Origin of the sequence: Paraburkholderia sp. RL17-347-BIC-D, from assembly GCF_046027915.1 — a bacterium.
Lineage (GTDB): Bacteria > Pseudomonadota > Gammaproteobacteria > Burkholderiales > Burkholderiaceae > Paraburkholderia.
Genome location: NZ_JARESS010000072.1, coordinates 22,846 through 29,657, shown reverse-complemented (window position 1 = coordinate 29,657; position 6,812 = coordinate 22,846). Strand labels below are relative to the sequence as shown.

Sequence of the window (6,812 nt, the reverse complement as noted above, 5' to 3'; positions counted from 1 at the left end):
CCCCGGCCCCCCCCCCCCCCCCCCCCCCCGCGCCGGCGGGGGGGGGCCCCCCCCCCCCCCCCCCCCCCCCCCGCGGCCGCACGCGGATCGCCGAAGCCTGCACCTGTTTGCTGCTGGGCATGTACCTGACGATGCTGCCGGTGGCGCAAGCGGCCGGCCAGAACGCCGCCGCGGGCGTGCCGGGCCTGCCGGACGTGCCGCTCACGTTGGCGTCGAATGGTTCGGTGCGTCTGACCATCGCCGCGAGCGGCATGGGCGCGGGCGCTTCGTCAGGCGGCGCGCAGCAAGGCAGCCGCGGACCGAATTGCAGCGGCCCGGTCGCAGAACATAGCTCGGTGACGATCCCGGTCGGCAAATCCGCGATGGTCGATGTGCGCGAACCGGTGAAGAGCCGGACCGTCGGCAATCCGTCGGTCGTGCAGGCCATGCTCGTTTCCCCGCAAACACTTTATCTGCTCGGGTCCGACGTCGGCACCACCAACATGATCGTGCAAGGCCGCAGCGGCTCCTGCACGATCATCGACGTGAGCGTCGGCGCGGACCCGGGCGGGCTGCAACAAACTCTCGCCGCGCTGATGCCCGAGGAAACCGGCATTCAGGTGAAGGCCGCCGCCGATACGCTGGTGCTGACCGGCACGGTCACCGATGCGGTCAAGGCCGAACGCGTGCTCGAACTGGCGCGCGCCTTCGTGTCCCGTCCCACCACCGCCTTGCAAGGCGCCGCGCCGATGGGCAACGGCCCCTTGCCGGTCGGCGCCGCGCCGCGCGCGATGGGCATGCCGGCGCCGTCGCTCGGCAGCGCGGGCGGCGAACGCATCATCAACATGATGCATGTGGCCGCGCCGCAGCAGGTCATGCTCGAAGTGAAGGTCGCCGAAGTCTCGAAGACGCTGATCGACCAGCTCGGTATGGCGGCCAACATCAACGGCGGCATCGGCAGCTGGAGCTTCGGCTTGCTGGCCAATTACCTGTCGGGCGGACTCAGCGCGCTGACCGCATCGAAAGCGAACAACTCGCCGCTCAAGATGGCCATCGACGCGCAGAAAACCGATCAGCTCGTGAAGATCCTCGCCGAGCCGAACCTGATCGCGATCAGCGGCCAGGAAGCGAGTTTCCTCGCGGGCGGCAAAGTCTATATTCCGGTGCCGCAAAGCAACGGCGCGGGCGGCACGACCATCGTGCTGCAGGAAGAACAGTACGGCGTCGGCCTGACCTTCACGCCGACCGTGCTCGAAGGCGGCCGCATCAACCTGAAGGTGGCGCCGGAAGTGTCCGAACTGTCGTCCACCGGCGTGGTGGTCAGTGCCGGCAACTCGAACACGACCTCGATCCTGCCGCTGATCACGACGCGGCGCGCCTCCACCACGCTGCAGGTGTTCGACGGCCAGAGCTTCGCGATCGGCGGCCTGCTGAAGAGCAACGTGACCGGCACGATCAAGGGCTTGCCCGGCGCCGCGGAATTGCCCGTGCTCGGCGCGCTGTTCCGCAGCACCAGCTACGAGCAGGACAAGACCGAACTGGTGTTCGTCGTGACGCCGCGTCTCGCCAAACCGCTGCCGGAGCACTATCCGCTGCCGACCGACCACTTCGGCGACGCCAGCGAAGCGAACGTGTACCTGACCGGCCACATGGAAGGCGAGAAGCGCGCCGCGCCGGCTGCGGGGGCTTCGGCACCTGCAGCGGCACCGGCGCCGGCACCCGTGCCGGTTCCCGCACCCGCACCGAGCGCGGCTGCGTCCGTGGCTGTGATCCCGGCCGCGCCGGAAACCAGCGACTCACACGCCTCGCAGTAACGCGCGGCCTACCGGAGATCGACATGACAAACACCAAGACACTGATCCGCACGGCGCTGTGCGCCGGCTTGAGCGCCGCGCTCGCCGGCTGCCTGAGCTCGACGCCGCACTGGGACGCGACGTTCGGCGACTCGGTCAACCAGATCAAGGAAATGCAGACGCTCAATCCCAATGCCTCGGCCAATAACGATCCGGTTGCGGGTATCGACGGCACGGCGGCCGCCGCGGCGCAGAAGAGCTACGCCAAATCGTTCACCGCGCCGCCCCCGCCGACCAATGCCTTTACGATCGGCGTCGGCTCATCGAACGGGTATTGAAGCGACACAACCAGGCGGCTCGGTTTAGCGCCAGCGGAGACTTACCATGATCGACACCCTTCTGATTTCGTCCAGCGCCGAGCGCGCGCCGCAGATCGCGGCGCGTCTCGAGGCAAGCGGCATCGCGTTTCGTCTGCGTACGCTGCACGGTACCGCGAAGCAGTTGCGCGTGCACGCCGCGGCGATCAAGAGCGCCGATCTGCTGATCGTCGACGACGCCGACCTGACGCCGCGTGATCTGAGCGGCGTCGAGGAGGTGCTGTCCCACCTCCCGCACCTGCATTGCATGCTGGTGACCCCGGCGCCGTCGACCACGCTGCTCATGGCGGCGATGCGCGTCGGCGTGCGGCACGTGCTGTCGTGGCCGCTCGACGACCGCGAGATCGCCGACGCGCTCGCCCACGTCTCGGCGAAGAAACACGCCGGCGTGCGCCGCGACGGCCGCGTGGTGTCGTTCACGTCCTGCAAGGGCGGCAGCGGCACCACCCTGATCGCCGTGAATCTCGCTTACGCGCTGGCCGCCTTGCGCGACAAGCGCGTGCTGTTGATCGACCTGAACCAGCAATTCGCCGACGCGAGCCTGCTGGTCGCCGACAAAGCGCCGCCTGCCACGCTCGCGGACCTGTGCTCGCAGATCGACCGGCTCGACGCCGCTTTCTTTGAATCTTGCGTGATGCACGTGCACGCGAATCTCGACGTGCTGGCCGGCGCGGGCGATCCGGTCAAATCGGGCGAATTGCGCGCCGCGCATCTCGAACGGATTCTTACGCTGGTGCGCGAGCAATACGACGCGGTGCTGATCGACGTCGGCCAGAACATCAATCCGCTCGCGATCCACGCGCTCGATCACAGCGACTCGATCTGCATGGTGGTGCGGCAGAACATTCTGTACCTGCATGCGGGCCGCCGCATGCTCGACATTTTCAAGGAGCTCGGCTATCCGGCGAGCAAGGTGAAAGTGATCGTCAACCAGTACGACAAGAATGCGCGCATCAACCTTGCGACGCTCGAAGAAACGTTCGGCGCGAAAGTCGCGCATCACTTGCCGCGCGATGAGAAGCAGGCCACCGAGGCGTTGAACCACGGCGTGCCGCTCGTCACCGGCGCGAAGGGCGGCGCGCTCGCCCAGGGCATCTCGCAACTGGCCGCGTTGCTGTGGCCGTTGCCGGTTGCGGAGCGCAAGAGCGTGCTCGGGCGTCTGTTCGCCAGCCGGCCGAATTCGCCGCCGCAGTTGAAGCCCGGACACTGAGCCGCCTGAATCCGATCAAGCCCGGTTGCCATCGAAAAGAATGCGGAGAGCACCATGTCATTGCGCGAACAGTTGATGATCCAAAGCGGCACGATGTCGTTCGACAGCGCCAGTCCCGCGACGGCGGCAGCCGGCGCGGCCGCCGACAGTCTCGCGGCGCGGCGCGCGTATCAGCAGCTCAAGATGAACATTCATCAGGCGATTATCGACCGGGTGGAGCTCGACAAGCTGCAACGCTTGTCGCCCGAGCAGATCAAGCGCGAACTGGCGCAACTGGTGGAGCGGATCGTCGATGAAGACAAGATCCCGATGAACGAACTCGAGCGCCGCCGTCTTGCCCAGGACGTGCACGACGAAATGGTCGGCCTCGGCCCGCTCGAACCGCTGCTCAACGACCCGACCATCTCCGACATTCTGGTGAATACGTCGCAGCACGTGTATGTGGAACGGCGCGGCCGCCTCGAACACACTGACGTGACCTTCTACGACGACGCGCATCTGATGAAGATCATCGAGCGCATCGTTTCGCGCGTGGGCCGCCGGATCGACGAATCCACGCCGATGGTCGACGCGCGCCTGCCTGACGGCTCGCGTGTCAACGCGATCATTCCGCCGTCCGCGATCGACGGCCCGCTGGTGTCGATTCGCCGCTTCGCGGTGAATCCGCTCACGGTCACCGACATGGTGAACAACCAGAGCTTCACGCCCGCGATGGCGCAACTGCTCGAAGCGCTGATCAAGTCGAAGCTGAACGTGCTGATTTCCGGCGGCACGGGCAGCGGCAAAACCACGCTGCTCAATCTGCTCTCCGGCTTCATTCCCGAGGACGAGCGGGTCGTGACGATCGAAGACGCGGCCGAATTGCAGATGCGCCAGCAGCACGTGCTGCGGCTCGAAACACGGCCGCCGAATATCGAAGGCAAGGGCGAAATCTCGCAGCGCTCGCTGGTGCGCAACGCGCTGCGGATGCGCCCCGACCGTATCGTGCTCGGCGAAGTGCGCGGCGCCGAAGCGCTCGACATGCTGCACGCCATGAACACCGGCCACGAAGGCTCGATGGCGACGCTGCACGCGAACACGCCGCGTGACGCGCTCACGCGTCTCGAGAACATGGTCGGCATGGCGGGTCTGCCGATGCCGATCAAGGCGATCCGTCAGCAGATCGCTTCGGCGATCACGGTGGTGGTACAGGCCTCGCGTCTGACCGACGGGCGCCGCAAGCTGATGAGCATTCAGGAAATCACCGGCATGGAAGGCGACATCATCAACATGCAGGAGATCTTCACGTTCAAGCGCACCGGCGTCGACGAAAACGGCATGATCAAAGGCTATTTTTGCGCGAGCGGCGTGCGGCCGAAATTCTGCGAGCGGCTGGCGGGCTTCGGCATCGTGCTGCCGGACCAGATGTTCGATCCGGCACGGCGTTTCGAAGTATGAACGCGCAACGGGTTTGAGGAGAGGGACATGAACACGTCGTTTATCGGCTTTGCGGTGCTCGCGTTTCTCGCGGTCGTGCTGGCCATCGAGGCCGTCTATCTGTTCTGGAGCAGCCATCACGGCAAGGACGTCAAACGCATGGACGAGCGCATTCGCGCGCTTTCCGCGGGTGGCAACGTGAGCAGCCAACAGCTCTCGATCCTCAAGCAGCGCATGCTGAGCGAGTCGCCGTTCGTCACGAACCTGCTACTGCGCATGCCGCGTGTGCATGCGCTCGACCGGCAGTTGCAGCAGTCCGGGCTGAAGTGGTCGGTGGCGCGCTTCATCACTTACACGTTGCTGTGCGGACTCGCGGGCGCTTTTGCCGGCTTCGTGTTGCACGTGCCAGCGCCGGTCATGAGCGTGCTCGCCGTCGTGGCCTGCCTGCTGCCGGCCACGATTCTGCGCCGCAACCGCACCAAACGCGTGCTGCAACTCGAGCGCCAGTTGCCCGATGCGGCCGATTTGATCGCTCGCGCACTGCGCGCCGGGCATTCCTTTCCCGCCGCGCTCGGCATGGTCGGCGAGGAGTTGCCCGAACCGCTCGGCGGCGAATTCGCGCTGGTGTTCGACGAGATCAACTACGGCGTTTCGATGAACGACGCGCTCCTGAACATGGTGAGCCGCGTGCCGGTCGAGGACCTGCGCTACTTCGTGATCGCCGTGCTGATCCAGCGTGAGGCGGGTGGCAATCTGGCGGAGATTCTGGGTTCCATCGCCGGCATCATTCGCGAGCGGCTCAAGCTGCTCGGCAAGGTGCGCGTGTTGTCGGCGGAAGGACGCCTGTCGGCCTGGGTGCTCGGCGTGTTGCCGTTCGCCATTCTTGGGCTGCTGACGGTGCTCAATCCGGGCTACATCAGTGTGTTCTGGACGGACCCGGCCGGCGTGCAACTCGCCGGCGTGGCGATAACGATGATGCTGTTCGGCATCCTGTGGATGCGCAAAGTCGTGCGCATCCATATCTAGACCACTGCTTTCGACACGAGGAGCGCGGGCCCTGCCCGCAGATCATGAAAATAGAACAGATCGTGCTGCTGGGGGTGATGTTCCTGATCGTGTTCGGTGCGGCGCTGAAGGCGATGTCACTGCTGCGCCCCGATCCTGTGCAACGGCGCATCGAGGAACTCGGGCAGCCCGACGTCGCCAGCGAAAGGGACGCCGGCGCACAGAAGAACTGGGTCGAGACGGTCACGAAGATGTCCGAGCGGGTCGCCAAACTGTCGCTGCCGAAAGAGGACTGGGACAAATCGGCGCTGCGTCTGCGCTTCGCGAATGCGGGCATCCGCACACCGTCTGCGCCGGCGATCTATTTCGCCGCCAAGACCGTGCTGGCGCTCGCGCTGCCGGCCATCGCGCTGATCTGTTTCGGCAACGCCTTCGAAGCTGGTCAGCGCATCTATCTGCTGCTGACGGTGCTGGCCGCGTCGGCGCTCGGCTTCTACCTGCCGAACCTCGTGATGACGCGCCTCGTGGAAAGCCGTCAACGTAAGCTGTTCGAAGATTTGCCCGACGCGCTCGATCTGATGACCGTGTGCGTGGAAGCGGGTCTCGGCCTCGACGCGGCGATGATGCGCGTCACTCAGGAAATCGGCGTGAAGAGCCACACGCTGAAAGATGAATTCGACATGGTGCTGCTGGAGCTGCGTGCCGGCTCGGGCCGCGACAAGGCCTTGCGCAACCTGTCGTTGCGCACCGGCGTGGAAGATATCGACACGCTCGCCGCGATGCTGATTCAGGCTGACCGCTTCGGCACCAGCGTGGGCGACTCGCTCCGTGTTTATACCGACAACTTGCGCACCAAACGGCGCTTGCGCGCGGAAGAGCAGGCTGCGAAGATCGCTTTGAAACTCCTGTTTCCGCTGATGTTTTTTATTTTTCCAACGCTGCTGGCTGTGCTGGTCGGTCCGTCAGCGATCCAGGTCATGCGTCAGCTGTTCCCGGCCATCAACGGCATCTCGGGTGGTTGAACGCCAGGCA

At 65.5% G+C, this 6,812-nt stretch carries 6 protein-coding genes; all 6 read left to right on the top strand.

The window, feature by feature from the left end; genetic code table 11:
• Positions 1-119 precede the first annotated feature (119 nt).
• The 6 genes from P0D96_RS43300 to P0D96_RS43275 are packed head-to-tail and all read left to right on the top strand — an operon-like array spanning position 120 to position 6,802.
• Complete coding sequence (locus tag P0D96_RS43300; RefSeq protein ID WP_408320098.1) at positions 120-1,793, top strand: type II and III secretion system protein family protein; 1,674 nt, start codon at positions 120-122, stop codon at positions 1,791-1,793.
• Positions 1,794-1,816: 23 nt separating this feature from the next.
• Complete coding sequence (locus P0D96_RS43295; RefSeq protein WP_132377623.1) at positions 1,817-2,110, top strand: hypothetical protein; 294 nt, start codon at positions 1,817-1,819, stop codon at positions 2,108-2,110.
• 46 nt (positions 2,111-2,156) lie between these two features.
• Positions 2,157-3,359, top strand: a complete 1,203-nt coding sequence (locus P0D96_RS43290; protein ID WP_408320096.1) for a CpaE/TadZ family protein — start codon at positions 2,157-2,159, stop codon at positions 3,357-3,359.
• 54 nt (positions 3,360-3,413) lie between these two features.
• The gene (locus P0D96_RS43285) at positions 3,414-4,796 is read left to right on the top strand and encodes a TadA family conjugal transfer-associated ATPase (protein ID WP_408320094.1); all 1,383 of its coding nucleotides are present in this window, start codon (positions 3,414-3,416) and stop codon (positions 4,794-4,796) included.
• Between the two features lie 27 nt (positions 4,797-4,823).
• Positions 4,824-5,801: a type II secretion system F family protein gene (locus P0D96_RS43280; RefSeq protein WP_408320092.1), complete on the top strand. Its 978-nt coding sequence runs from the start codon at positions 4,824-4,826 to the stop codon at positions 5,799-5,801.
• A gap of 44 nt (positions 5,802-5,845) precedes the next feature.
• The gene (locus tag P0D96_RS43275) at positions 5,846-6,802 is read left to right on the top strand and encodes a type II secretion system F family protein (protein ID WP_408320090.1); all 957 of its coding nucleotides are present in this window, start codon (positions 5,846-5,848) and stop codon (positions 6,800-6,802) included.
• Positions 6,803-6,812 lie beyond the last annotated feature (10 nt).

What these genes read in the sequence shown, in the direction of transcription:
- P0D96_RS43300 (WP_408320098.1), top strand. Translation starts at nt 120, where the DNA reads ATGTACCTGACGATGCTGCCGGTGGCGCAAGCGGCCGGCCAGAACGCC.
- P0D96_RS43295 (WP_132377623.1), top strand. Translation starts at nt 1,817, where the DNA reads ATGACAAACACCAAGACACTGATCCGCACGGCGCTGTGCGCCGGCTTG.
- P0D96_RS43290 (WP_408320096.1), top strand. Translation starts at nt 2,157, where the DNA reads ATGATCGACACCCTTCTGATTTCGTCCAGCGCCGAGCGCGCGCCGCAG.
- P0D96_RS43285 (WP_408320094.1), top strand. Translation starts at nt 3,414, where the DNA reads ATGTCATTGCGCGAACAGTTGATGATCCAAAGCGGCACGATGTCGTTC.
- P0D96_RS43280 (WP_408320092.1), top strand. Translation starts at nt 4,824, where the DNA reads ATGAACACGTCGTTTATCGGCTTTGCGGTGCTCGCGTTTCTCGCGGTC.
- P0D96_RS43275 (WP_408320090.1), top strand. Translation starts at nt 5,846, where the DNA reads ATGAAAATAGAACAGATCGTGCTGCTGGGGGTGATGTTCCTGATCGTG.